The organism is Streptosporangium nanhuense (assembly GCF_059358815.1).
The window spans coordinates 354631-380114 of sequence record NZ_JCADBG010000004.1 but is presented as its reverse complement, the minus strand read 5'-3'; the positions used below and the strand labels follow the sequence as shown (position 1 = coordinate 380114).

Here is a 25484-nt window from a genome sequence, read left to right as displayed (position 1 = left end):
AGGAGCGGTGATGGCCCGGTTGCCCTTCGACGACGAGCACGCCCCGCTGTACTCCGTCGGCCAGGTCGCCGACATGCTCGACGTCGAGCAGGCGTTCCTGCGCCGGCTCGACGAGCACGACGTGGTCAGCCCCGCCCGCTCCGCCGGCGGCCAGCGGCGCTACACCCGCCACGAGATCGGCGACCTCCAGGACGCCATCCGGCTCGTGGGCGAGGGCATGAGCCTCGCCGCCGTACGCCGGATCTTCGCCCTGCAGCAGCAGGTCCGCGACCTTCGGGAGGAGCTGGCCGGCGAGCGTGCCCTCCGGCGGGAGGACCCGCCCTCCGAGGGGCCGCTCAGCCCTTGACGGCGCCGATGATCACTCCCTTGGTGAAGTGCCGCTGGACGAACGGGTAGAGGAACAGCACCGGGAGCAGCGCGACGACGATGATGGCCATCTGGATGGCCAGGCTCGGCGGCGGCGCCTGCCCGGCGACGGTGCTGACGCCGCTCTGGCCGGCGACCAGCGACTGGCCCTGGAGCACGTACTGCCGCAGCACCACCTGCAGCGGCCACTTGGCGTTGTCGTTCAGATAGAGGACGGCGTTGAAGAACGAGTTCCAGTAGCCGACCGCGTAGAACATGCCGATGACGGCCGTGACGCCCTTCGACATGGGCAGCACGATGGTGCGCAGGATGCGGAACTCGCTCGCGCCGTCGATGCGGGCGCTGTCGGTCACCTCCTCGGGGATGTTCATGAAGAACGCCCGCATCACCACGAGGTTGAACGCGGTGACCGCGCCGGGCAGGATCAGCGACCAGTACGTGTCGATCAGCCCCAGCGAGCTGACCAGCAGGTAGTTGGGGATCAACCCCGGGCCGAACAGGAACGTCAGCAGGATCAGGAACAGCATCGGCCGGTGCAGCAGCGAGCCCGGCCGCGACAGCCCGTAGGCGGCCAGCACGGTGACGGTCAGGCTGATCGCCGTGCCGACGAGGGTCACGCCGAGGCTGACCCCGACCGCCCGGGTCACCACGCCGCCGGAGAACAGTTCCTCGTACGCGGCGAGGGACAGCCCGCCCGGCACGGTGACCAGGCCGCCGGCCTCCGTCACCGCCTCCTGGGTGGACAGGCTGGTCAGCACGACCATGTAGATCGGGAAGAGCACGCACGTGACGATGAGCGCGAGGACGAGCCCCTTGAGGAGCGCGCCGGCGCGGCTGGGCCGCTCGGCCCAGGGGGGAAGAGTCGTCATGATCGTTTGTAGATCCCCTGCTCGCCGAATCGGTGGGCGACCTTGTTGGCCACCAGGATCAGCGCCAGTCCCACCAGGCCCTTCACCAGGCCGGCCGCCGCGCCGTAGCTCCACTCGCCGGTCAGCAGCGTGCGCCAGTACACGAACGTGTCCAGCACCTCGGCGGCGTCCCTGCCGACCGCGTCGCGCTGCAGGAAGAACTGCTCGAAGCCGACGTTCAGCGCCTCGCCGAGGCGCAGGATCAGCAGCAGCACGATGACCGGGCGCAGGCCGGGCAGGGTGATGTGCCACAGCCGCCGCCAGCGGCTCGCGCCGTCGACGGCGGCGGCCTCGTAGAGGTTCTGGTTGATGGCCGCCAGCGCGGCCAGGAAGATGATCGTTCCCCAGCCGGCGTCCTTCCAGACCGTCTCCGCCGTCACCAGCGCGATGAACGTATCCGGATTTGTCATGATGTCGATGCCGTCGTACCCGTGGTCCCGCAGCACCTGCGAGAGCAGGCCCGCGCCCCCGAACATCTGCTGGAACAGCGTGACCACCAGCACCCACGAGAAGAAGTGCGGCATGTAGACGATGCCCTGGATGAACAGGCGCAGCCGGGGCCGCACCACGCTGTCCAGGAGCACGGCCAGCATGATCGGTATGGGGAAGTAGAAGACCAGCTGGAACGCGGTGATCGTCAGGGTGTTGATCGTCGCGTCCCAGAAGCTCGCGTCGAACACCAGCCAGTGGAAGTTGGCGAACCCCACCCACGGGCTGTCCCCGATGCCCACGTACGGCGAGTAGTCCTGGAACGCGATCACGTTGCCGAGCAGCGGGACGTAGTGGAACAGGACCAGCAGACCGATCGCGGGAAGGGCCATGAGCAGCAGCTGCCAGTCACGTCTCAGGCGCGTTCCGAAGGGTCGCGGGCGCGTCCGTCTTGTCCTGGGACCCCTTTTACGGACATCCTTGGAGGTGCCGGCGCCGGCGGGTGAGGTCAGGTCACCCGCCGGCCCGGTCCTTCCACGCCTGCCCGACGGCGTCCTAAGCACGGCCGTTGTCCCGCAGGACCTTCATGTAGAACTCGCGGGCCTCGTCCCCGCCGTCCCGCCGCCACTCCGTGGCGATCTGCTTGGCGTCGCTCACCGGCCGCCGGCCGCGCATGATGTCGGTGAACTTGTCCTCGGTGGGGACCTGCAGCCCGGAGTACTTCGACGGCCGCTGGATCCTGATCCCGTCGAACGGGCCCTTCTCCAGGTACTGGAAGCTCGCGTTCTGCCACTCCATGTTGAGCTTCACCGCGTCGGACCAGGGCCAGTCCACGTACAGCGGGCGCCCGCCCAGGAAGCCGTAGGTGTAGGCGACCTCCTTGCGGCCGAGGTCGTTGGTCTGCGGGACGTTGCCCTCGCCCCGGGTGAAGTGCTTGCCCTCCACGCCGAAGTTGGCGAGCTCGTACTCCTTGGTCCCGTACGGCGCCGCGCACCAGTTGAGGATGGAGAGGATCTCCTCCACCTTCTCCTTCGGCAGGCCCTTCCTGACGAAGGTGAAGATGCCCGCCGCCTCGCCGTGGTACATCAGCGGCGTGCCGCCGTCGTGGGCGAAGACCGGGAAGGCGCCCAGGCTGAAGTCGGGGTTCTTGCCGCGGTGCTGCTGCAGGAGCTCCTTCCAGCCGCCCAGCCCGTCGCGGTAGACGAGGATCTGACCGGCCCCGATCAGCTCCTTCTCGTTGGCGCCCTTGCTGCCGGCGACGCTCGGGTGGACCAGCCCCTCCTTGAAGACCTTCCGCATGAACTCCAGCATCAGCTCGAACTCGGGGGTCTCGTACTTGTGGACGAGCTTGCCGCCCTCGTAGCGCCAGTCCCGCGGGATGCGGAAGGTCGGCCACATCATCTCGTGGATGCTGCCGAACGCCCAGCGCTTGGCCTTGGCGTCGGTGATCTCCTTGCCCAGCTCGAACAGCTCGTCGGCGCTCTTGGGGTTGGCGTTCCAGCCGTTCTTGTCGAACAGGTCCTTGCGGTAGAGCAGCGCGAAGGGGTAGGGCTCGGTCGGGAAGGGCACCGCCATGAGCCTGTCGTTCCAGACCGACCACTGCCACGCGGCCGTCGGCAGGGCGGCCAGCAGCGGGTAGGGCTTGACCTTGTCGCCCTGGAGGTAGGGGGTGAGGTCCTCGAAGGTCTTGTCGACGGCGGTGTTGAAGTCCGCCATCTTGTCGATCTCCCAGCTCGGGATGACCATGATCTCCGGGATGTCCCCGGAGGCGAGCCTGGCGATGGCCTTGTCGGCGTAGACGTTGCCGTCGGTGATCTGGAACTCCACGGTCGCGCCGATGTCGGCGTTGACGGCCTGGAAGTAGGAGTTGCTCGCCAGGCCGGGCGGCGGCGGGCCCCACAGCGGGGTCATGGCCTTGTAGGTGCCCCCCTTGCCCGCCTTCTGGGTGAGCGCGGCGGTGGGGGTGGCCGGGTAGGAGGTGAAGCCGCCGCTGACGTCGGGGACCCCCGGCAGGGTGGAGACCGTGCCGGGGATGTCAGGCTTGATGCCGGGGAAGGCGGTGTAGGTGGGGGTGAGGGACGTCAGCTTGTCCGCCGCGGCGGCCGTGGCGCCCCCGCTGCCGGGCCGGGGGCCGGTCGGCGCGGAGCACGCGCCCAGCAGCCCGCCGCCCGCGACCATCGCGGCGCTCAGTCCCACCAGCCCGAGGAATCCACGGCGGCTGGTCATCGCGCCCGGGGGAAGATCCTTCACGGGGCGCTCCCTTCGTTGTTTCGAGACGGATCCGGGGTGTCGTGGGGGACGGCTCCGGGGTAGAATTAGTTAGTCTTTCGACCAAACAAATTAGTCGAGGGTGGCCGCCGCCACAAGGGACCGCCGATCGCGGGGAGCCGGGGAGCGGTCACGGATTGGTGAACGATGGGGCATGATGGGGCCAGCCTGGCCGAGCGGGAGCGGGACTCACCTTGATCACATCTACGACTGACCCGCGGCCGGCCGACTTCGCCGACGTGCGGGCCACCAACCTCGCCGTCGTGCTGAGGTTCGTACGCGCGCACGCGCCGTGCTCGCGGGCCGACATCGCGGCGTCGACCGGTCTCAACAAGGCGACCGTGTCGAGCCTGGTCGCCGATCTGATCGACCGCCGCCTGGTCAGGGAGACCGGCCTGACGGAGAACCGCGTCGGCCGCCCCGCCACGATGCTCGTGCTCGACGGCTCGCCGTACGCGGCGATCGGCATCGAGGTCAACGTCGACTACGTCACCGCGGTCGCGGTGGACCTGTCGGGGGAGAAGCTGCTGTCCTGGCGCAGGTCCTTCCCCGGCGCGGCCGGCACGGCGGGCCAGGCCATGGCCACCGTCGCGGGGATCGTCCGCCGGGTGGTGACCCGGATGGCCAAGGAGGAACGCCAGGTCCTGGGGCTCACCGTGGGCGTGCCGGGGCTGATCGGCACCGACGGCACCGTGCGCATCGCGCCCAACCTCGGCTGGCGCGACGCCGACCTGTGCGGCGACCTCACCAAGGCCCTGCGCGACCCGGGCTTCCCTGTCCAGGTCGACAACGACGCCAACCTGGCGGCCCTGGCCGAGCACCGCTTCGGCCCGCACGCCGGGACGGCCAACCTGGTCTACCTCACCGGCGAGATCGGGGTCGGGGCCGGGATCATCCTCGACGGGCGGCTGCGCCGGGGCGGCCAGGGGTACGGCGGCGAGATCGGGCACATCCAGCTCGACCCCTTCGGCGCCGAGTGCCGCTGCGGGCGCCTGGGCTGCCTGGAGGCCGTCGCCGGGATCGGCGCCGTGCTGGAACACGCCGCGATCTCGCCCGCCGAGGTCGAGGTCGAGCTCGACGAGGTGGTGCGGCTGGCCCGCGCGGGCGACGCGCGCACGCTCGCGGTCCTCAGCTCGGTGGGACACAACCTCGGCAAGGGCGTGGCCCTGATGACCAACCTGCTCAACCCCGAGGTGGTCATCCTGGGCGGCTACTACGTGCCTCTCGCGCCGTGGCTGCTGCCCGCGGTGGAGGCCGAGACCCGGGGGCGCACGATCGCCCCGGAGGCCGGGGGCTGCGAGATCGTGGCCTCCACGCTCGGATACGGGGCGGCCGCGCTGGGGGGCGCCGCCCGGGTGCTCGACTCCGTCGACTCCGGGCGTCTGCCGCGGGTCTCGTGATCGGCCGACTGCTGACCGCCGACCGCTGGGTGCTGGCCGCTGGCCGCTGGCCGCTGGGTGCTGAGCGCCGGGTGGTGCTGAGCGCCGGGTGCCGGTCCGCGTCCGGTGAGGACGCCGGGCCGGGCATCGCCCTGGGTTCACGCTGTTTTCAGTTAGATTCATGATGTTCCCGGCGGATCTCCCGGCCCGGATCCGGAGGGATCCGGGGTGCTCGCAGGCGGTCTTCCGCTCCGGGCCCCGGGGGGACCGAGGTGGTTCACCGCCGCCTCTTGACCTTGACCGCACGGGGGTGCACCCTTCATGGAAGCTCCGTTCGAAACACGCGCGTAACGATCGCCGGGGCGCGCGGGTGGCGACGGAGTTTTCCCGGACCGATCGTCGAAGCGCTTCGACCGGGGCGCCCTTCCAGGTCGGAACCGGGTCGAAAGCACGTCGGAATCGAAGCGCTTCGACGCTCCCAAAGGGATGGTCCCCGATGAACGAACCGTTCCGTGACCCCGAACTCCCCCTCGCGCAGCGGATCGCGGACCTGCGGGACCGGCTGACCCTGGAGGAGAAGATCGGGTTGCTGCACCAGTACCAGCGTCCGGTGGAGCGCCTCGGGCTCGGCCCGTTCCGCACCGGCACCGAGGCGCTGCACGGCCTCGCCTGGCTCGGCCCGGCGACGGTGTTCCCGCAGGCGGTCGGGCTGGCCAGCACCTGGGACCCCGACCTTGTCCGGCGGGTCGGCGAGGCCACGGGCGACGAGGTCGTGGCCTTCCACCACAAGGACCCCGCGGGGGCGGGTCTCAACGTGTGGGCGCCGGTCGTCAACCCGCTGCGCGACCCCCGCTGGGGCCGCAACGAGGAGGGCTACTCCGAGGACCCGTGGCTGACCGGCCTGATGGCGAAGGCGTACGCCTCCGGCCTTCGTGGGAGCCATCCCACGGTGTTGAGGACCGCGCCCACCCTCAAGCACTTCCTCGGCTACAACAACGAGACCGACCGCTGCGTCACCTCCAGCGACCTGCCGCCCCGGGTGCTGCGCGAGTACGAGCTCCCGGCCTACCGGCCCGCCCTGGAGAGCGGCGCAGCGGTCGCCGTGATGCCCTCCTACAACCTGGTCAACGGCCGCCCGGCCCACCTCAGCCCGCTCATCGGCGAGGTGCTGCGGGCCTGGGCGCCCGACCTCCTCGTGGTCAGCGACGCGTACGCGCCCGCCAACCTCACCGGCCTGCAGGGCTACCACGACGACCTCCCCGAGGCGTACGCCCACGCGGTCAGGGCGGGGCTCGACAGCTTCACCCAGGACGACGACCGTCCCGAGGCCACCCTCGGGCACCTCCGCGCCGCGCTGGAGCGCGGCCTGCTCACCGAGGCGGACGTCGACGCCGCCGTACGGCACACGCTGTCCGTCCGCTTCCGGCTGGGCGAGTTCGACCCCGCCACCCCCTACGACGACATCACCGAGGCGGTCGTCAACTGCCCCGAGCACCAGAGCCTGGCCCGCGAGGCCGCCCGGCGCTCGATCGTGCTGCTGCGCAACGACGGCGTCCTGCCGCTGGACGCCTCGGTGCGCAGGATCGCGGTCATCGGCCAGCTCGGCGACACGCTCATGGAGGACTGGTACTCCGGGACCCTCCCGTACGCCGTCACCGCCCGCGCCGGGCTCGCCGAGCGGTGCGAGACCGTCTTCTGCGAAGCCGTGGACCGGATCACCCTCACGGTCGAAGGACTCCCGGCCGAGGGGGTGGGCGGCCGTCACGTCGTCGCCGACCCCGACGGCGGCCCGCTCGGGGTCGGCGACACGCCTGACCTGTTCGACCTGTTCGACTGGGGCGGCGGCTGCTACGCCCTGCGGGCCGTGGCGACCGGGCGCCACCTGTCCGTCGACGACGACGGGGTCCTGGTCAACGACCAGCCGGGCCCCAACGGCTGGGAGGTGCGCCAGACCTTCCGTACCGAGGACCGCCCCCGCGGCGCGCTCGCGCTCCGGCACATCTCCACCGGCCGCTACCTCGCCCTGGACGGCGAGGTCTTCCGCCTGGCCGACGACGCCGACGCCGCCGCCTGGCTCAGCGTGGAGCGGGTCGTGAGCGGCGCCGAGGCCGCCGCCGCGCTCGCCGCGACCGTGGACGTGGCCGTGGTCGTCGTCGGCGACCACCCGCTGGTCAACGGCAGGGAGACCGAGGACCGCATCGACCTCGCGCTGCCCGCCGCGCAGCAGGCCGTGGTCCGCGCGGTACGCGAGGCCAACCCGAGAACCGTCATGGTCATCAGCAGCGGCTACCCGGTGACCTGGGACGGCGACGACCCGCCCGCGGTGCTGTGGTCCTCGCACGGGGGCCAGGAGTACGGCCACGCGCTGGCCGAGGTGCTGTTCGGCGACGCCGACCCCGAGGGAAGGCTCACCCAGACCTGGTACCGCTCGGCGTGCGAGCTGCCCGACCTGTTCGACTACGACATCATCGCCTCGGACGCGACCTACCAGTACTTCAGGGGAACCCCGCTCTACCCCTTCGGCCACGGCCTCGGCTACACCACCTTCGACTACGCCGACCTGGCCGTCTCGGTGGAGGACGGCAGGCTCTCCGCCTCGGTCACCGTCACCAACACCGGCTCCCGCGAGGGGGTGGAGGTCGTCCAGATCTACACCCGCCAGCGGCGCTCCCGGGTCAAGCAGGCGCTGCGCCGCCTGCGCGGCTTCGTCAAGGTGCGCCTCGCCCCCGGCGAGAGCACCCGCGTCGACTGGGGCCTCGACGTCGCGGAACTGGCCTTCTGGGACGTCACCAGGAGCCGGTTCGTCGTCGAGGACGCCCCCCACAAGATCATGGTCGGCGGCTCCTCGCGGGACATCCGGCTGTGCGCCTCCTTCCACGTCGACGGCGAGCGGATCCCGCCGCGCGACGCCCTCGCGGGCCCGATCGCCGCCGTGGACCACGACGAGTACGACTCGGTGACGTTCGTGGACGCGGACAGGGTCTCCGGCGACGCCGTGCGCTCCACCGCCGAGGGGGCCTGGATCGTGTTCCGCTCGGTCGACCTGGGCGACGGGGCCGCCTCCTGCGCCGCCGTCGCCGCCGGGGAGGAGGGCGGGGTGATCACCCTGCGCCTGGACGACCCCCTCTACGGGCCCGTCGTCGGCGACCTCCCCGTCCCCCGCGCGGGCCGTTACGACCTCACGGAGGTGCGTACCGGGCTTGCGGAGGCGCGGGGAGTCCACGATCTTTATGTGGTGTTCGAGAACGTGGGGATCACCGTGGCCTCCCTGAGCTTCGGCGCTTCACCGAGCTTCGGCGAGGCCGGGTGAGCGGGCGGGCGGTGACCATCAGCGAGGTCGCCAGGCACGCGGGGGTCGCGGTGAGCACGGTGTCGTACGTGCTCAGCGGGAAGCGCGCGATCTCGGCCGACACCCGGCGCCGGGTGCTCGACAGCGTGCGGGTCCTGGGCTACCACCCCAACGCCGGGGCCAGGGCCCTGGCCAGCAAGCGCGCCAACGTGATCGCGCTGGTGCTGCCCCTGCGGGCGGGGGTGCACGTCCCGGTGCTGATGCAGTTCGCCACCTCGGTGGTCACCGCCGCGCGGCGCTACGACCACGACGTGCTGCTGCTCACCGCCGACGAGGGCTCGGACGGGCTTCGCAGGGCGGCGGCGAGCGCGCTGGTCGACGGGCTGGTGCTGATGGACGTGGAGCTTCACGACAGCCGGGTACCGCTGCTGCGGGAGCTCGCCGAGCCCAGCGTGCTGATCGGGTTCCCCGCCGAATCGGACGGTCTGACCTGCGTCGACCTCGACTTCGCGCGGGCGGGCGCGCTCTGCGTGGAGCACCTGGCCGAGCGCGGGCACCGGGAGGTCGCGCTGCTCGGCGCCCCCTCCGTCGTCTACGACCGGGGCACCGGCTTCGCCCGCCGCACCCGGGAGGGCTTCGCCACGGCCGTGGTCGAGACCGGCCTGACCGGGGTGGCCCTGCCGTGCGAGGAGAACTTCGACCAGGTCTCCGCCACGATCGCCGGGCTCCTCGACGCCAGGCCGGGCCTGTCCGGCCTCGTCGTGCACAACGAGGCCGCGGTCGGCCACGTGCTGGGCGCGCTGCGCCAGTACGGCAGGCGGGTGCCCGGCGACATCGCCGTGGTGGCGATCTGTCCCGACGACATCGCGGAACGCGCCAGCCCGCCGCTCACCTCGGTGCTGATCCCGGCCGAGGAGGTGGGCCGCCAGGCGGTCCGGCTGCTCATGGAGAAACTCGAAGGCCGCGCCGTCCCCGACGGCACCCTGCTCCAGCCGAGGCTCACCATCCGCGACAGCACCTGAGGGGGAGCCTTCGCCGGGGTTCCCGAAGGGCTCCGTGAGTGTTCTCCCGGAAGGGCTTCTAAGAGGTTGTCCGGGGAAAATCTCGCACGGGTCTCCGGGACGGGTTCCCGAGGGCTTCCGTGACGCGGACGGGCGCGCCCCCCTTGTGGGAGGCGCGCCCGCCGACGTCACGCTCGTGCTGGCTTACCTGGCTCGCTGTCTTGCCTGTCCTGCCGGTTGTCCCGTCGTGGACGGTTACCAGTCGCCGCCGCCGAAGTCACCGCCGCCGAAGTCGCCTCCGCCGCCGAAGTCACCCCAGCCTCCACCACCGAAGTCACCGCCGCCGCCGAAGTCGCCGGAGCTCTCGGCGCCGCCGCCGTAGCCGCCGTAACCGAAGCCGCCGGTCATCATGCTGCCCATCATCGTGCCGACGAGCATGCCGGTCATGACGTCGCCGAAGCCGCCGTAGTAGCCGTAGGCGTAGGGCTGGTAGGCCGGTCCCGCGTCGTAGTACGGGCGGCGCTGGCCGTTGACCATGACCTCGCGCGTCTGCGGCTCGAAGCCGCGCTCGACGGCCTCGGCGTCGGCCGCGCAGGCGGGCACGTCGCGCAGCGCGCCACCGGGCGGGGCCCAGCGCACGTCGCGGGCGGAGGGGCCGTGCTGCGGGTTGAAGAAGCACGGGGAGCGCCGCTCGGGCAGCGGCTGGTGGTTGACGCGCGCCTTCACGCAGGCGAGGGCGTAGCGGCCCTCCTCCAGCGCGGTGGTCACGCCGCGGAACTCATCGGGGCGCTTGACCGCCGCGAGCTCCACCTTGGCCCGCTCGTAGGAGTCGAGGGCGCGCTGCCAGTCCTGCTGGTGGTCGGCGCCGTCGTTGAGCAGCTTGACGTCGGTGTCGAGGTCGGTGATCTCCTCACCGAACTTGGTGACGTCCTCGTCCACGGTCTGCTTGACCGCGGCCAGCTCGGCGGCCTCGCGCTCCTCGCGCTGCTTCTTCTTCTTGCGCGAGTAGAGGAAGATGCCCGCGCCGCCGGCCAGGGCCAGCACCAGGATGCCGATCAGCACGCCCCCGCTGGAACCGCCGGAGGAGCTGGAGGACCCGGACGGGGCACCGGCTCCGACGGCCGCTTCGTCGGCCAGCTTGACGAAGTTGATCACGTTGTCGGTCGGGCTGCTGGCCGTCTTGGCCCGCCCGAGCAGCTCGTCGACGTCGACGCCCCTGATGTTGCTGACGCCGAACGGCGTGGTGCCGCTCATCACCAGGACGGTGGACTTGGAGCCGACGCCCTTGAGGAGCGAGCTGAGCAGGGTCCTCGCCTGGGACTGGCTGCTGATCGAGCCCTGGGGCAGCAGCGCCACGTAGACGGAGGAAGTCTGGTCGGTCGCGCCGCGCATGGCGTCGACGGCGTCGGCAGGCAGTCCCGCCGCGGGGTCGACGTAGAAGTTGTCCCCGTCCTTCAGCTCCGAGACGATCGCGCTGGGGTCTGGTGCCGCGGCGTGGGCCGCCGGGGCGATCATGAACATGGCCAGTAGCCCGGCGAACAATGCCATGATCGTGGCACCGAAACGACCTGGCGCGGCTTTTGTGATGGTCACGGCAGAAAGCCTCCTTCGTCCTAAAAGACGAATGAGTGGACGGCAGAGTTCCCTACCCCTCGACCGTATCCCCTCACGGCCCGCGTCAGGCGTCTCTCCGGCAGCCGGTATCCGATCGTCGTACCGGCCCAGGCCCGCGCGGAGACCGGGAACGTCCCCGGACCAGGGCTCCGAAGTGCTCGATCCTCGTGCCCGCCCCGGCCCGCGCGGAGGCCATGAACGCCCCCCGCGACGGCCCAGGCCCGCGGGCGCGCTCAGGTGTCCTTGATCTCGCAGATCGTGGCGCCCGAGGTGATGCTCTGGCCGGCCGACGCGGCCAGCCCCGTGACGGTGCCCGCCTTGTGGGCGGCGAGCGGCTGCTCCATCTTCATCGCCTCCAGCACGACGATCGTGTCGCCGGCCGCGACGATGTCGCCGTCGGCGGCGACGACCTTGACGATCGTGCCCTGCATCGGGCTGACCAGCGAGTCACCGCTCACGGCCTTCCTGGCCACCCCGGCGCCCCGGCGCGGCGCCTTCGAGGCGCGGCCCGCGTTCCCGGCGCTCCCGCCGCCCGCGGCGTTCCCGGCGGCGAATCCCGGGGGAAGCACCACCTCCAGCCGCTTGCCGCCCACCTCGACGGTGATCCGCTCCCGCTCGCCCGGCTCCTCGGCCGTGCCCGGCTCTCCCTCGTACGGCGGGATCGTGTTGTCGAACTCGGTCTCGATCCACCGGGTGTGCACCGAGAACGGCTCGCCGGTGAACGCGGGGTCGGCCACCACGGTCCGGTGGAAGGGCAGCACGGTCGGCATGCCGCCGATCTCGAACTCGGCCAGGGCCCTGCGCGAGCGCTCCAGGGCCTGCGCCCGGGTGGCCCCGGTCACCACCAGCTTGGCGATCAGGGAGTCGAAGGACTGCGGGACGGTCATGCCCGCCTCGTACCCGGCGTCCAGGCGCACCCCGGGCCCCGAGGGGGCGCTCATGCTCGTGATCGTGCCGGGGGCGGGCAGGAAGCCGCGCCCGGCGTCCTCGGCGTTGATCCGGAACTCGATCGAGTGGCCGCGCAGCACGGGGTCGCCGTAGCCGAGCTCCTCGCCGTCGGCGACGCGGAACATCTCCCGTACGAGATCGACGCCCGCGACCTCCTCGGTCACCGGGTGCTCGACCTGAAGGCGGGTGTTGACCTCCAGGAAGGAGATCGTGCCGTCCTGGCCCACCAGGAACTCGCACGTGCCGGCGCCGACGTAGCCCGCCTCGCGAAGGATCGCCTTGGAGCTCGTGTAGAGCAGGTCGAGCTGCTCGGGCGACAGGAACGGGGCAGGGGCCTCCTCGACCAGCTTCTGGTGGCGCCGCTGCAGCGAGCAGTCGCGGGTGGACACCACGACCACGGTGCCGTGGGCGTCGGCCAGGCACTGGGTCTCCACGTGCCGGGGCCGGTCGAGGTAGCGCTCGACGAAGCACTCGCCCCTGCCGAACGCGGTGACGGCCTCGCGGACCGCGCTGTCGTACAGCTCGGGGATCTCCTCCAGGGTGCGCGCGACCTTCAGCCCGCGCCCGCCGCCGCCGTACGCGGCCTTGATCGCGATCGGCAGGCCGTGCTCGGTGGCGAAGGCGACAACCTCCTCGCTCCCGGAGACCGGATCCTTGGTGCCGGCCACGAGCGGCGCGCCGACCTTCTGGGCGATGTGGCGGGCCTGCACCTTGTCGCCGAGCGCGGTGATCGCGGCCGGTGGCGGGCCGATCCAGGTCAGTCCCGCGTCGATCACGGCCTGGGCGAACCCGGCGTTCTCGGCCAGGAAGCCGTAGCCGGGGTGTACGGCGTCGGCCCCGGCCTCGGCGGCGACGCCCAGCAGCTTGTCGACGTCGAGGTAGGTCTCCGCGGGGGTCTGGCCGCCGAGCGCGCGGGCCTCGTCGGCGACCCGGACATGGAGGGCGTCCAGGTCCTGGTCGGCGTAGACGGCGACGCTGGCCAGCCCGGCGTCCTTGCAGGCGCGGGCGATCCGCACCGCGATCTCACCACGATTGGCGATCAGGACCTTGTGCACCGACGTCGTTCCCTTCAGTACGTGCCAGTACGTGCGGACGAAGGACTGGCGGGCCTTCAAGGGAGTGTAAGCGCCCTCTGATCGCGAGGAGGGTGGCGGGTCCTGACCTGTTGATCACGGGAGAGCGGGATACCGCCCGGCCGCCCCTCTCTCTTGAATTACGAGAAATCAAGACAATGGAGAACGTTTAGCCGCTTGGCGGCTGAGGGAACGTCCATAGCCGCTCGGTATAACCCGGATACCTCCGTGATCCTTACGCCTATCGTGATTTCGTTTGGCGACTCCCCCCGACACCGATCCAAAGGAGACTGGCATGAGCCAGAACTTGCTCGGCGGCAATCCCGCGGAAATGCAGCAGATGGCCACCCAGTTCACCCAGCAGGCCGACCAGGTCAGGGCCACCGTGGCCGCCCTCGACCGGGAGGCCGCGAAAGTCGGCACCGCCTGGACGGGCCCCGGCGCCCAGCGTTTCAGCGAGGCCTGGCAGAACTACCGCGCCGCTTTCCAGCGCATGTCCGAGGAGCTCGCCGAGGCCTCCCGGGTCATCAACACCTACCGCGGCAATATCGAGTCCGCCACGCGATAGGAAACGGTCCGCCGAAACGCCCCGACCCCCTGAAGGGCCGGGGCGTTTTCTCATCGGCGGCACGGGACGGACCGCCCGGGGTCGCGGGGCGGCCTGTGGACGGGTGAACGACGGCCCTCAGGTGACGACAGCTCTCAGGTGACGGCGGCCTGGACGGGGACCACCGAGCCCAGGGTCACCAGCAGACCGCGGCCGGGCGGGCCGCCGACCGCGCCGCGCGGCAGGCGGACGGTGAACAGGTCGCCGTCGGCGGGGCTCTGGACCGACAGCAGCAGGCCCGTGCGGCCCTTGCGGGCCTCGGCCGCGAACCCCCGGTAGGCGGTGGTCAGGTCCCCGGTGGTGCCACCGATGATCATCCCGTGCTCGCCGTCCCTGCCGCTCCGCAGCACCTGCTCCAGCGCGGTGCCCAGGGGGGAGTCCGCGGAGATCAGCTCCGCGTCGTCGACGATCACGACGTAGCGGTCCTGCCCCGCGACGGCCTCGTGCAGGTCGCCGCCCGCGTCCAGCACGGCCAGCACGCCCGGGGTGTCCACCAGCGTGCACAGCGGGCTGCGCCGGGGGGTCACCAGGACCGTGGGGGTGCCGTGGGAGAGCAGCGAGTGGGTGGCGGTCAGCAGCGCCGTGGACCTGCCCGACCTGGGCGGGCCCGCGACGACCGCGGCGGGGCCTTGGGCGAGCAGGTCGACGCCGAGCGGCGCCAGCGAGTCGCCCCCGGCGCCGAGCAGCGCCCACAGCGGGGACGGGGGCCGGAAGGAGGGCACCAGGTCCAGGACCTGCGCCGCGGTGACGCGCATCGGCAGCGCGTCCACCCGCAGCGGCGGGCCGGCGGCGATCTCCGGCGCCGAGCGGGCCAGCGCCTGGAGCGCGGCGACCTGCGCCGGGCCCGAGGGGTCGTCGCAGAGCAGCGCTATCTGGCTCTCGGTCGTGCCGTGCTCGCCGGTCGACAGCGCGCGGCCCGGCGCGAGGGTCGCGGGCAGGTCCTTGACCGGCAGCCCGGCCAGGCCGTAGTCGGAGGGGTCGGCCAGCCGCAGGATCAGCCGGTCGTCGAAGACCGTGGAGATCTGCCCGATCAGCGCGGACCTGTCGCCGGTCACCACGGCCCGCAGCCCGACGGCGGGTCCTTCGCGCAGCAGCTGCATCAGCGAATCGATCAGCCGCCCGTAGTCGTACGCCTCGAACGCGGCGACGAACCCCTCCCACCGGTCGAGCATCAGGACCAGCCACGGCAGCCTCGGCCCGTCCGCGGCGGCGCGCAGCTCGGCCAGCGAGGCGTACCCGGCCTCGGCGAGGAGCTGCTGGCGCCGCCCCACCTCCTCGCGCAGCCGGGTCAGCAGCCGCTCCACCCGGTCGAGCTGGTCACGGGTCACCACCGCACCGCAGTGCGGCATCGCCATCAGCGGCAGCAGCGAGCCCGAGCCGCAGTCGATCGCGTGCACGTGCACGTCGTCGGGGGAGGCCCCGGCGGCGATGGCCCCCGCCAGCGTGCGCAGCGCGGTGGAGCGCCCGCTGCGCGCGGCGCCCGCGACGAGCAGGTGCCCCCCGTGGGCGAGGTCGAGCGCCAGCGCCCGCCGGTCCTGCGCCCAGGGCAGGTCGGTGATCCCGAAGGCCAGCGGCGGCACCTCCTCGGCCCCCGCCCGGTACGGCAGCCCGCCGGGCGCGTCGCCGGGCAGCACCGGCGGCGCCGGGACGACGGGGACGGTGACGAGGTCGGGGAGCGGGTCGAGCCAGGGGCTCGGCTGCTCGGCGACCCCGGCGAGGCGGGCCGCCTCGACCATGGCGTCGGCGAGCAGGGACAGGTCGGTGACGTGGCCGCTCTCGGCTCCGGCGTGGACCGGCCTGGGGTGCCCCAGGGCCTGCCAGCCGACCTCCGTCACCCGTACCCTCACCTCGCCGCCCGAGGCGCCGGGGCTGCGGCCGCCGATCCGCGCGGTCTGCACGGACGTCGCCGCCCCCGCGCCCGACTTCACGTAGCAGCGGCCGGGGGCGGACTTGGGGATGTACGAGGCGTCGGGGCGGCCGATCACGTCGGCCGACTCCGAGGCCTCGGTGACCCGCAGGGCGATCCGCAGGGAGGTGTTGGCCTGGATGTCGGCGGTCACCACGCCGCCGGGCCGCTGGGTGGCGAGGATGAGGTGGATGCCGAGCGAGCGTCCCCGCCTGGCGATGTCGACCAGCCCGGTCATGAAGTCGGGCAGCTCGCTGACCATGGCCGCGAACTCGTCGATGACGAGCACCAGCCGGGGCAGCGGGGCCGGGGGTTCCAACGAGGAGGGAGCCGCGCGCCCGCGCAGCGGCCTGACCTGCGGGCCGCTGCCGGCGACGAGCAGGTCGCGGGAGGCGCGCGCCGTGCGGGCGTCGCGCAGCTCGTGGTAGTCCTCGATGTCCTTCGCCCCGGCGGACAGCAGCAGGCGCTCGCGGCGGCGGATCTCCGCGGCCAGCGAGGCCAGCGCCCGCTGGGTCAGGTGGCCGTCGAGGTCGCTGACCATGCCCACCGTGTGCGGCAGCCGCACGCACTCCTTGAACGCGGCGCCGCCCTTGTAGTCGATCAGCACGAACGTCATCTCGTCCGGCCGGTTGGCCACCGCCAGCGAGCAGATCAGGGTCTGCAGCAGCTCCGACTTGCCCGCGCCCGTGGTGCCCGCGATGAGCGCGTGCGGCCCGTCCCTGCGCAGGTCGATGGAGAACGGCCCCTCGGGGCCCACCCCCACCACGGCCTCGGTGGCCCGGCCCCAGCGCTTGGTCAGGGCCGCCCCGGAGACCGAGGGGAGCTCCAGCAGGTCCAGCAGCCGCGCGGAGTCGGGCAGGGCGAGCCCGGCGTCGTCGCGGCTGACGTCGCGGATCGGCGCCAGCGAGCGGGCCAGCCGGTCGCACCAGGCGGCCGTCACCTGGTCGGCCAGGATCTCCCCGAGGTCGTCCAGGCCGCCGCCGCGCAGCCGCACCGTGCCGTCGGCCTCCACGGCGGCGACGGTGGCGCACTCCTCGGGCAGCAGCCGCTGGTCGCCGTCGATCGCCAGGGTGTAGACGCCCGCCCTGGGGCCCTGGCGCAGCACCTGGGGCATGCCGGGCAGGGCGCGCAGCACCTGCGCGCCGTCGAGCACGACCAGCACGTCGTAGGGGCGCTCGTCGTAGACGGGGGCGGCGTACGGCTGCTCGGCGCCCGTACCCGTGGCCCCGCCCAGGTCGCCCCAGCCGGACGGGATGCGGCCCAGCTTGGCCGCGGGGCCCGCGGCGGCGTCGTCGCCGAGGCGCTCGTCGATCAGCGCGGCCAGCTCGCTCACCCGGCGGGCCGCGGCCTCGGGGTCGGCGCCGACCAGGGCCACGCAGTCCTCGCCGCCGCGCGGGGCGCAGTGCGGCAGCCAGCGGACCCAGTTCCAGCGCTCCTCGCCGTCGCCGTGCGCGGACAGGACGACGATCGCCAGGTCGCGGGGGCTGTGCAGGGCGGCGGCCTGGCCGACCAGCCAGCGCGCCACCCCGGCCGCGGTCCGCCGGGGCCCGGTCAGGCCGGCGACGCCCAGGCGGCGCATGGCCAGCGCCACCGGCACCGCCTGGCAGGTGGGCGGGGCGGGCAGCGGGGCGTCGATCGCGGCGGAGCGCTCGGCGGCGAACTCCAGGTCGGCGGGCAGGTCGGCGAGGCCGACCCGCAGCCGCAGCGCGTCGGGGTCGTGGTCGCGCCGTTCCCAGAGCCGCCGCCGGGGGCCGGTCACGGTGAGCAGCACCTCGGCGGGGTCGGGGGCGGCGGCGCGGCGGGCGGTCTCGTCGTCGGCGCGGGCGCGGTCGACGGCCGCCTCGAAGAGTTTCAGCCGCTGCTTGTACTCCTTGACCTGCTGGCGGTACTGCTTGCGGCCGTGCCGCCTGTCGCTCCACCACTGGCCGATCATGATCAGTGGCGTCATGAACGCGAACAGCAGGAAGTACCACGAACCGAGGGCGAGGCACATGACCACGCCCAGCGCGGCGGGCAGGAAGGCGGTGAGCAGCTGCAGCCGCATGGTCTCGGCCCGCTTGGGCTCGGCCGGGACCTCGAAGCGCCGCGCGCCGCCCGGCGGCCGGAACCTGGGCGGCCGGTTGTAGGCCAGCCCGCCGTCGGGCTGGGCGTCCAGGTGGGCGTCGGGCGGCTCCACCGCCTTGAGGGTCAGCACGGTCCCGCCGCAGCTCAGCAGGGCGTGCTCGGGCCAGGGCAGCGGCCCCTCCAGGGGGTCGCGGTCCAGCAGGGGGGCCGTGCCCTCCCCGGGCTCGACGGTGATGGCGTCCGGGGTGAGCCGCACCACCGCGGCCCGCGCGGGCAGCCGGGGGTCGGTCACGGCCACCGAGCAGGCGGGGTCGGAGCCGATGGTGTGCACGCCCAGGCTGAGGCGGTGCACCGACCCGGCGGCGGGCCCGCCGACCACCCGGATCTCCACGATCCCGCCGGGTTCCTCGGCGAGCGTGGCCATCGCGAGGGAACGGTCGAGGGTGACGAGGTCGCCGTCGCGGAGCAGGCCGAGCGCGGGGGCCTCGGGGTCGAGGGGGCGGCCGTCCCTCCAGAGCGTCGGGGGTTCGGCCCCGGCGGAGTCGCGGTCCAGCCCGTACGGGGCCTTGCTGCGCGTCAGCCGCACCACGTTGCTCGGACGCTCGCCTCCCTGGCCCGCCAGGGACTCCGCGAGCCGTGCCACCGTGGTCGTCTCGTCGCCCTCGACCACGACGTCGCGGTCGGCGTGCTCGTTGAGCACGGTGAGCATGATCCGCATCAACGCTCTCCTCGGGTCAGGCCCCGGATCCACCGTACAGAGTGAAAACCGTCCCCGAGAGAGTGTCGGCGGCAATGTCACGACTCGCGACCGGTATGTGGAAAACGGCAAAACCTGTGGATAACTATTCGGGGGCATTGACCGGTTATGTCGTCCCAGGTGGGCATTCGGTGGTACGGGGGCCTGTGGGCGGCGACCCACCCGCGCGACCGGGCTGTGGAAAACCTGTTCGGAGAACCGGGGGAAACGACGGCTTCCGGCCCGGATCCGGGCCTCACCCCGCCCCTCCGGCGACGGCCCGGGGCGACCGGTGGCGGGCGCGGGAGGCGAACGCGGAAGACGGGCGGGGCAACCGATGGCGGGCACGGGAGGGGAACCCGGAAGACGGGCGGGGCAACCGATGGCGGGCGCGGGAGGGGAACGCGGAAGACGGGCGGGGCAACCGATGGCGGGCACGGGAGGGGAACCCGGAAGACGGGCGGGGCAACCGATGGCGGGCGCGGGAGGGGAACGCGGAAGACGGGCCGGGCGGCTGAAGTCGGGCGCGGGAGGCGAACGCGGAAGACGGGCCGGGCGGCTGAAGTCGGGCGCGTGAATGCGGCCTGAAAAAGCTGGGGTGATTGGTGCGAGAGTTAATTACCGTCCATATCACCCCGATAAGCCTCGCGTCATCTAGCCAAACGGTCATTTTCTTCTGAAGTGGCGTTGACAGACGTGTTCCTATCAAACGAGCATGGGTCCTGGCTTTTGTCCGACAGCCCGTCGGCATGGTGCGCATAATGGCGTAAATTCGACCAGTAGTTCCCCATATTTATGATCACTCTGGGAGTCCCCCTACCCATGAGGACCAGTGAGAAGCCAACGGGCCGCGTCCCGGTCAACGCCGAGCGTCAGACCTCGGCGGGCACCCTGTCGGGTCCGGCGTCGCGCAAACTTCCCGTGCCCCCACGCGAGCGCAAACCAGCCCTCGCCGCCCTCGCCGTCCTCCTCATCCTGGGCGGCGCCCTGGCCACCACGCTGCTCGTCATGCGCAGCGGCGACCGCGTCTCGGCGATCGCGATCTCCCAGCAGGTCGGCGCCGGGCAGCCCTTCACCGCGGCGATGCTGCAGGAGGTCCAGATCGCCGACACCGGCATCGGTTACGTGGCCTGGTCACAGCGCGCCCGCGTCACCGAGAACTTCGCCCGCGTCACCCTCATCCCCGGCACGCTCCTGACCCGCGACATGGTGGTCTCCGCCAGCAGGGAGCTCGGCCCCGGCAAGGCGCAGGTGGGCCTCGCGCTCAAGCCCGGCCAGACGCCGGGCACCCTGGAGCGCGGAGACCGGGTCCAGGTCGTCCACGTGCCGAGCAGGGGGGCCGGGGCCGACCGGGAGAGCCGGGTGCTGGCGCAGAGCGCGCTGGTCCACCAGATCGGCACCCCGGGCAGGACCGGGGCGAACGGCCTGGTCACCATCATCGTCGACAGTTCCATCTCGCCGGAGATCGTCGCGTACGCCTCCACCGGCGAGATCGCCCTCGCCGAGCTGCCGGGAGCGCGCTGACGTGGCGCTCATCGTGCTGGCCGCAGACAAGGGCGCACCCGGCGTGACCACGGCGGCCACCGCGCTCGGCGCGATCTGGCCGCGCCCGGTGCTGCTCGCCGAGTGCGACCCGGCGGGCGGCGACCTCGCCTACCGCCTGCCCGCCGCCGACGGCGGCGTGCTCAACCCCGCCAGGGGCCTGCTCACCCTGGGGGCCATGGCCCGCCGGGGCCTGCACCCCGACCAGATCCACGAGCACACCCAGAAGATCATCGGTGGCCTGGACGTGCTGGCCGGGCTGACCCACGGCGAGCAGGCCGCCGGGCTGACCTGGCTCTGGGGCCCGCTCGGCCGGGCGCTGGCCACGCTGCCCGACGCCGACGTGCTGGCCGACTGCGGGCGCCTCGGCGGGCACCCCCAGCTCGCCGAGCTGACCAGCGAGGCCGCGCTGGTGGTGCTGTTCACCAGGGCCAGCCTCGACCACGTCGCCCACCTGCGCGAACGCCTGCAGATCATGCCGCGTGAGCCCCAGGTGGGCGTGGTCGTGATCGCCGACCCCCGCCAGTACCGCACGACCATCGAAGAGGTGCGCCGCATCGTCGCGGGCACCGGCAGGAACGTCGCCTTCGTGAGCGGGCTCGCGCACGACCCCAAGGGCGCCGAGCTGCTGCGCGGCCAGTGGGGCGGGCGCCTGGACCGCTCCCTGCTGATCCGCACCGCCAGGGAGCTGGGCGGACGCCTCGACGCCCAGGTCCGCGCCCAGGAGTCGGCGGAGTCGGCCTTCCGCGCCCGCGAGCAGGCCGCCCGCCTGCCCGCCGAGCCGTCCCGCTCGCCCGTCGAGCCGTCGGGCGGAGCGAGGCCGTGACCATCGACCACACGCTGGTGAAGCGTTTCCGGCAGGACGTCGGCGACCGGCTGGCCCACCAGCGACGCCTCGACCAGGCCAGCGGCCTGCCGCCGATGACCGGCGAGGACGAGCGCCAGTTCGCCCGCGCCCTGATCGCCCAGATCCTGGAGGAGTTCGCCCGCGGCGAGATCGGCGTCGGCAGGACGCCGCCCACCGCCGAGGAGGAGGAGGCGCTGGCCGCGGGCATCCACGCGGCCCTGTTCGGCGTCGGCCGCCTCCAGCCGCTGCTCGACGACCCCGAGGTCGAGAACATCGATATCAACGGCTGCGACCGGGTGTTCGTCGGTTACGCCGACGGCCAGGAGCTCATGCGCGAGCCGGTGGCCGAGTCCGACGAGGAGCTGGTCGAGCTGATCCAGATCCTCGCCGCCTACAGCGGCCTGTCCAGCAGGCCGTTCGACACCGCCAACCCCCAGCTCGACCTGCGCCTTCCCGACGGCTCCCGCCTCTCGGCCGTGATGGACGTGACGGTGCGCCCGTCCATCTCCATCCGTCGTTCCCGGCTGGGCAAGGTCTTTCTCACCGACCTCGTGGGAAACGGCAGCCTCACCCCGGAATTGGGACGTTTTCTCTCGGCCGCGGTGGCGGCCAGGAAGAACATCATGATTTCCGGTTCGACCAACGCCGGGAAAACGACCCTGTTGCGCGCCCTGGCCAATGAGATCCCGGCGTCCGAGAGGCTCATCACCGTCGAGCGCGCCCTGGAACTCGGCCTCGACCAATTTCCCGAGCTCCATCCCAACGTGGTCGCCTTCGAGCAGCGGCTCCCCAACTCCGAGGGCCAGGGCGAGATCACCATGGCGGAGCTGGTCCGCCGCTCCCTGCGCATGAACCCGTCCCGGGTGATCGTCGGCGAGGTCCTCGGCGACGAGATCGTCACCATGCTCAACGCGATGACCCAGGGCAACGACGGCTCGCTGTCGACCATCCACGCCAACTCCTCGATGGAGGTCTTCAACCGCATCGCCACCTACGCGCTCCAGGCCACCGAGCGCCTGCCGATCGAGGCCACCCACATGCTCATCGCGGGCGCGATCGACTTCGTGGTGTTCATCGAGAAGCGCAACGACTACGCGGTGGGCGGCAGGCTGCGCCGCTTCGTGTCGAGCGTGCGCGAGGTGGCCGGCGTGGACGGCCGGGTGCTCTCCTCGGAGGTGTTCGCGACCGCGCCCGACGGCAGGGTCCTGCCGCACGCGCCGCTGTCGTGCCGGGAGGAACTGGCCCACTTCGGCTACGACCCGGGAGGCTGGGCATGATCCCCCTCCCGCCGGGCCTGTTCGACCCGCTGGTGCTGCTCTCCGGCCTCGCGGTCGGCGCCGGGCTGTTCCTGCTCTTCCTCTCCCTGTACGGGGTGAGCCCCAAGCCGGCCACCCCCGGCAGGAGCGCGGGCAGGCGCGAGTTCCTGCGCGCCCTGTCCACCCGGACCGCGGTGGGGGCCATCGCCGGGGTGCTCGTGCTCGTGGTGACGGGGTGGCCCGTCATGGCGGTGGGCGCCGTACTCCTCGCCATGGCTTGGCGGGGCCTGTCCGGCGGCGCCGCGGAGGAACGCACCGCGATGCGGCGGCTGGAGGCCCTGGCCGCCTGGACCGAGTCGCTCCGCGACACCATCGCCGGAGCGGCCGGGCTGGAGCAGGCGATCCCGTCCTCGATCCGGGCGGCCGCCCCCACGCTCCGCCCGCACCTGCGCTCCATGGTCGACCGCCTGCACACCAGGATGGCGCTGCCCGACGCGCTCAGGCTGTTCGCCGACGAGCTCGACGACCCCTCCGCCGACCTGGTCGTGGCCGCCCTCATCCTCAACTCCAAGCTGCGCGGCCCCGGCCTGCGCGACGTCCTCGGCGCGCTGGCGGTGTCGGCCCGCGAGGAGCTCGACATGCGCCGCCGGGTCGAGGCCGAGCGCCGTTCCACCCGCCGCAGCGTGCAGATCGTGGTCGGCACGGCCGTCGCCTTCGCCGTCATGCTCGTCGTGTTCAACCCCTCCTACGTCGAGGAGTACGACAACACGCTCGGCCAGGCCGTGCTCGTGGTGGTCGCCGGGCTGTTCGGCGCCGGGTTCGCCTGGATGCGCCGCCTGGCCCGCTTCGACAAGCCCGCCCGCCTGCTCGGCCTGCCCTCCGGAGGTGAGGTACGCGATGACTGAGGCGCTGCTCGCCGGCTCGGTGCTCGGGATAGGCCTGTTCCTGCTGTTCCGGGCGCTGTTCCCGGCCCGCCCCGGGCTGGTGACGCGACTGCTGGCCCTCGACGCCGCCAGGGAGGGCACCGACGCGCCCAGGGCCAGGCTCATCCTGCCCGACGAGGAGGTCAGCGCGTTCCGGCGCGGCCTGGGCGAGCGGATGGCCCGCTTCTACGCCGCCAGGGGCTGGGAGGCCCACTCGGCCAGGGCCGACCTCGCGCTGCTCGGCAGGTCGTTCGAGGGTTTCCTCGCCACCAAGGTGCTGCTGGCGGTCTCCGGGCTGCTGGCGTTCCCGCTGCTGGTCGGCTGGCTGGTGCTGATGGACTGGGGGATCTCCCTCACCGTCCCGCTGTGGGCGGCGCTCGCGGTCGCCGGGGTCTTCTTCGTCCTGCCCGACCTGCAGGTCAAGCGGGACGCCTCGCGGATGCGCCGCGACTTCCGGCACGTCGTCGGCTCCTTCCTCGATCTCGTCGCGATGAACCTGGCGGGCGGGCGAGGGGTGCCGGAGGCGCTGATGATGGCCGTCTCCGTGGGCAGCCCCGGCCCCGACGACGAGGGCGCCAACTGGGCGATGTCCCGCATCCGCGAGGCGCTCGGCAACGCCAGGATCGTCGGCATCACCCCCTGGCAGGCCCTCGGCCAGCTGGGTGACGAGATCAACGTCGACGAGCTGCGCGACCTGTCCGCCGCGCTGGGGCTCGTCGCCGACGACGGCGCCAAGGTCCGCTCCTCCCTCACCGCCCGCGCCGCGACCATGCGGCGCAGGGAGCTCGCCGAGATCGAGGGGCAGGCGGGTGAGCGCTCCCAGTCGATGCTCGTCGCCCAGCTCCTGCTGTGCGCGGGCTTCGTGATCTTTCTGAGTTTCCCGGCCGCTATGAAGATGTTGGGGTCCTGACCATGCTGAGTCATCCGTGGGTCGTCTACGCGACCGCCGTCCTGAGCGTCCGGATCGAGAAGGCGCGCAGCGCCCCCACCCGGGGAGCCTCCGCCGTCGAGTGGGTCATCATCACGGCCATCATCGCCGGGGTGGCGCTCGGGCTCGCCACCCTCATCAAGACCCTCGTCGAGGGGAAGCAGGCCGAGATCTCCAACCAGTTCGGCGGGGGCGGGGGCGGCGAACTTGGAGACCCGTGATCGCTCGCGGCACCGCGCCCGGGAGATCCGGGGCGATCGGGAGAACCAGGAGAACCGGAGCGATCGAGAAAGCCGGGGCGACCGTGAGAGGGACGGCGAGCGCGACCGGGCGAGGAGGCCGCGGCGCGGTGGGCGCCCGAGCAGCGGGAACCGCGGCGGCGAGCGCGGCGCCACGGTCGTCGAGCTGGCGATCATCATGCCGGTGCTGCTGGTCGTCGTCCTGCTCATCGTGCAGTTCGCCCTCTGGTTCCACGGGCGCCAGATCGCCGACGCCGCGGCCAGGGAGGGGGCGCGGCTCGCCCGGGCCGACACCGAGTCCTGGCAGCAGGACGCCGAGTCCCGCGCCCAGGAGCTGATCCGGACCGTCGGGCCGAAACTCCTCGAAGGCGCCACGGTCACCGCCTGGGAGGAGGGCGACCGGCGGGGCGTCGAGGTGACCGCCTCGGCGGTCCAGGTCGTCCCGCTGCTGCCGTCCACCACGTTCACCGTCACCGCGCGCTTCGGCGGTCCCATCGAGTGCTTCCGGCCCGACGACGGGAGCGAAGGGTGCGAGTGATCCGCTTGATCCCCAAGGCCGGCGGCGACCGCGGGTCGCTCAGCACCGAGACGGTGCTGCTGGCCCCGGTCTTCCTGCTGTTCCTGCTGTTCCTGGTGGGCGCGGGCAGGGTGGTCGAGGCCCAGGGCGAGGTCAACGGCGCCGCCAGGGACGCCGCCAGGGCCGCCTCCGTCGAGCGCACCATGTCCGACGCCGAGGCCGCCGCGGACGAGGCGGCCCGCGGCGCCCTGTCGGGCGAGTGCGAGCCGGAGGTCAGCCTGTCCGGTACGACCTGGGAGGAGGGCGGCCAGGTCCATGCCGAGGTGACCTGCTCCCTGGACCTGGACTTCCTGGGCTTCGGCGCGGCCAAGGAGATGAAGGGCGACTCGGTGGTCCCGCTGGAGCAGTTCCGGAGGGTCGAGGAATGAGCTTCGCCGGAGCACGCTCGCAGGGCCGGGCGGTGAGTTCAGCCGGAGTCGTTCCGGGGGGTCAGGTGGCGAGTCCCGCCGAAGTCGTTCCGGGGGGCCGGGCGGTGGGTCTCGCCGGAGTGGTTCCAGGGGGCCGGGCTGTGAGTTCAGCCGGAGTCGTTCCGAAGGGTCGGGCGGTGGATTCCACCGGAGCGGTTCCGGAAGGGCGAGGAGCGA

Annotated in this window: 19 protein-coding genes; 13 read left to right on the top strand and 6 right to left on the bottom strand. The window is 72.5% G+C overall.

The window, feature by feature from the left end; genetic code table 11:
- Positions 1-10: 10 nt before the first annotated feature.
- Positions 11-346 (top strand): MerR family transcriptional regulator, encoded by a 336-nt coding sequence (locus AC5L38_RS11465; protein WP_495242725.1) that lies wholly within the window; start codon positions 11-13, stop codon positions 344-346.
- Here the strand turns inward: AC5L38_RS11465 and AC5L38_RS11460 are convergent.
- Genes AC5L38_RS11460 through AC5L38_RS11450 form a run of 3 tightly spaced genes read right to left on the bottom strand, consistent with a single transcriptional unit; the run spans position 336 to position 3953 of the window.
- Positions 336-1235 carry a carbohydrate ABC transporter permease gene (locus AC5L38_RS11460; RefSeq protein WP_495242724.1) on the bottom strand — a complete coding sequence of 300 codons (900 nt, stop codon included), beginning with the start codon at positions 1233-1235 and terminating at the stop codon, positions 336-338. The two genes, AC5L38_RS11465 and AC5L38_RS11460, sit on opposite strands and share 11 nt — an antisense overlap.
- A complete protein-coding gene (locus tag AC5L38_RS11455) occupies positions 1232-2215 on the bottom strand; it encodes an ABC transporter permease (RefSeq protein WP_495242797.1) in 984 nt (327 codons plus the stop codon). Before AC5L38_RS11455 ends, AC5L38_RS11460 begins: the two co-directional genes overlap by 4 nt.
- 43 nt (positions 2216-2258) lie before the next feature.
- Entirely contained in the window at positions 2259-3953 is a 1695-nt protein-coding gene (locus AC5L38_RS11450) for an extracellular solute-binding protein (protein WP_495242723.1), read from the bottom strand.
- Positions 3954-4165: 212 nt separating this feature from the next.
- On the opposite strand from AC5L38_RS11450, the gene AC5L38_RS11445 reads away from it, so the two are divergent.
- From AC5L38_RS11445 to AC5L38_RS11435, 3 genes are all read left to right on the top strand, one after another.
- On the top strand, positions 4166-5371 hold the full coding sequence (locus AC5L38_RS11445) for an ROK family transcriptional regulator (RefSeq protein ID WP_495242722.1): 1206 nt from the start codon (positions 4166-4168) through the stop codon (positions 5369-5371).
- Positions 5372-5846: 475 nt separating this feature from the next.
- On the top strand, positions 5847-8660 hold the full coding sequence (locus AC5L38_RS11440; RefSeq protein WP_495242721.1) for a glycoside hydrolase family 3 C-terminal domain-containing protein: 2814 nt from the start codon (positions 5847-5849) through the stop codon (positions 8658-8660).
- 11 nt (positions 8661-8671) lie between these two features.
- Positions 8672-9661 carry a LacI family DNA-binding transcriptional regulator gene (locus AC5L38_RS11435; RefSeq protein ID WP_495242720.1) on the top strand — a complete coding sequence of 330 codons (990 nt, stop codon included), beginning with the start codon at positions 8672-8674 and terminating at the stop codon, positions 9659-9661.
- A gap of 234 nt (positions 9662-9895) precedes the next feature.
- On the opposite strand, the gene AC5L38_RS11430 is transcribed toward AC5L38_RS11435, so the two are convergent.
- Positions 9896-11233, bottom strand: coding sequence for a hypothetical protein (locus AC5L38_RS11430; protein ID WP_495242719.1), 1338 nt, complete (start codon positions 11231-11233; stop codon positions 9896-9898).
- 254 nt (positions 11234-11487) lie between these two features.
- A complete protein-coding gene (locus tag AC5L38_RS11425) occupies positions 11488-13257 on the bottom strand; it encodes an acetyl/propionyl/methylcrotonyl-CoA carboxylase subunit alpha (RefSeq protein WP_495242796.1) in 1770 nt (589 codons plus the stop codon).
- Positions 13258-13570: 313 nt separating this feature from the next.
- Between AC5L38_RS11425 and AC5L38_RS11420 the strand changes: the two genes are divergently transcribed.
- Positions 13571-13843 carry a WXG100 family type VII secretion target gene (locus tag AC5L38_RS11420; protein WP_329090315.1) on the top strand — a complete coding sequence of 91 codons (273 nt, stop codon included), beginning with the start codon at positions 13571-13573 and terminating at the stop codon, positions 13841-13843.
- Between the two features lie 134 nt (positions 13844-13977).
- Here the strand turns inward: AC5L38_RS11420 and AC5L38_RS11415 are convergent, their stop codons facing one another.
- On the bottom strand, positions 13978-18570 hold the full coding sequence (locus AC5L38_RS11415; protein ID WP_495242718.1) for a type VII secretion EssC family protein: 4593 nt from the start codon (positions 18568-18570) through the stop codon (positions 13978-13980).
- An 840-nt stretch (positions 18571-19410) separates the two neighbouring features.
- On the opposite strand from AC5L38_RS11415, the gene AC5L38_RS11410 reads away from it, so the two are divergent.
- From AC5L38_RS11410 to AC5L38_RS11375, 8 genes are read left to right on the top strand one after another with little or no spacing between them, the layout of a single operon-like run.
- Positions 19411-20112 carry a CpaB family protein gene (locus AC5L38_RS11410; protein ID WP_495242717.1) on the top strand — a complete coding sequence of 234 codons (702 nt, stop codon included), beginning with the start codon at positions 19411-19413 and terminating at the stop codon, positions 20110-20112.
- Between the two features lies 1 nt (position 20113).
- Positions 20114-20956, top strand: coding sequence for a CpaE/TadZ family protein (locus AC5L38_RS11405; protein WP_495242716.1), 843 nt, complete (start codon positions 20114-20116; stop codon positions 20954-20956).
- Positions 20953-22254, top strand: coding sequence for a TadA family conjugal transfer-associated ATPase (locus AC5L38_RS11400; RefSeq protein WP_495242715.1), 1302 nt, complete (start codon positions 20953-20955; stop codon positions 22252-22254). Before AC5L38_RS11405 ends, AC5L38_RS11400 begins: the two co-directional genes overlap by 4 nt.
- On the top strand, positions 22251-23138 hold the full coding sequence (locus AC5L38_RS11395; protein WP_495242714.1) for a type II secretion system F family protein: 888 nt from the start codon (positions 22251-22253) through the stop codon (positions 23136-23138). Before AC5L38_RS11400 ends, AC5L38_RS11395 begins: the two co-directional genes overlap by 4 nt.
- On the top strand, positions 23131-24066 hold the full coding sequence (locus AC5L38_RS11390; RefSeq protein WP_495242713.1) for a type II secretion system F family protein: 936 nt from the start codon (positions 23131-23133) through the stop codon (positions 24064-24066). The genes AC5L38_RS11395 and AC5L38_RS11390 overlap by 8 nt, the downstream gene beginning before the upstream one ends.
- Before the next feature lie 2 nt (positions 24067-24068).
- Positions 24069-24305, top strand: a complete 237-nt coding sequence (locus AC5L38_RS11385) for a Flp family type IVb pilin (protein WP_495242712.1) — start codon at positions 24069-24071, stop codon at positions 24303-24305.
- The gene (locus AC5L38_RS11380) at positions 24292-24861 is read left to right on the top strand and encodes a TadE/TadG family type IV pilus assembly protein (protein WP_495242711.1); all 570 of its coding nucleotides are present in this window, start codon (positions 24292-24294) and stop codon (positions 24859-24861) included. Before AC5L38_RS11385 ends, AC5L38_RS11380 begins: the two co-directional genes overlap by 14 nt.
- Complete coding sequence (locus AC5L38_RS11375) at positions 24858-25268, top strand: TadE/TadG family type IV pilus assembly protein (protein WP_495242710.1); 411 nt, start codon at positions 24858-24860, stop codon at positions 25266-25268. Before AC5L38_RS11380 ends, AC5L38_RS11375 begins: the two co-directional genes overlap by 4 nt.
- The last annotated feature ends 216 nt before the right edge of the window (positions 25269-25484 follow it).